This window comes from Bacillus sp. LR--39 (assembly GCF_053613335.1).
The window spans coordinates 1-934 of record NZ_JBSIOT010000480.1 but is presented as its reverse complement, the minus strand read 5'-3'; the positions used below and the strand labels follow the sequence as shown (position 1 = coordinate 934).

Below are 934 nucleotides of genomic sequence, written 5' to 3'. Positions count from 1 at the left end.
AATCCAAAAATTGCTGTGCCGGTTTAGGTAAATAACTGTCCGTTCTCCACATAACAGCCGGTGTCATAATGAAGGGATTATTTTCGATATGGACGGTGTGAACGTGATTTCTCATATGAACGGGAATCATTGTGACAGGCAAAATAGACGCGCCGAATCCGGATGACACGAGGCTGAGCAAAGTTGCAGAGTCGTGGCATTCACAAACAATGCGCGGCTCCAGGTTCAAACGATGAAATTCATTCATGACCTGATTATAAACGCCTTTTCCGTTGACAGGCCGCAGCAGGATCAGCGCAAATGAAGGAATGTCCTCCATCTTAATGGTGTCTCCGCACGGATATCCGGCTTCATCTGAAAGCACGAGCACACATGGAATGTCATCAAGCTGCTTGAATTGTACTGTGTCACTCTTGATCAGTGTTGTCGTGACCGCCGCATCGATTTGCCGGCTTTCCAGCAGTTCCAACAGTGTCGCGGGTTCATTTTCCCAAATATAAAAGGTGAGATGGGGGTATCTCTCTTTGATCTGTGTTACTTTTTCAAGCATCAGAGCCGCGCAATAAATCGTTGATCCCACGGCAAGTGTACCGGCTACTTCCTCCTTCAGCTCCTGTACCTCAATGACTGCATCTTCAAACCTATGCAGAATCTCTTTTGCTCTTTTTAGAAAAACAGCTCCTTCATATGTAAGAGTCATTTGTTTTTTCTTGTTCCGGTCAAACAGAACAACACCAAGCTCGTCCTCCAGCTGTTTGAGCTGCCTGCTTAAAGGCGGCTGCGCCATGTGAAGCTTTTTGGCTGCGGACTTGGGCAATGGTAATGAAGTATCGACGCTGGCGAATATCCAAAAGAAAGCGCCTCCTTATCATACCTTTTAGGTATTAAATATAGATTTAATAGATATTTTTCATATGGATATATCAGGAGTATG

At 45.0% G+C, this 934-nt stretch carries 1 pseudogene; it reads right to left on the bottom strand.

Annotated elements, in window-relative coordinates:
* A pseudogene (bsdA, locus tag ACWHAR_RS24295) lies at positions 1–851 on the bottom strand (transcriptional regulator BsdA); the annotation flags it as partial.
* Positions 852–934: the final 83 nt, after the last annotated feature.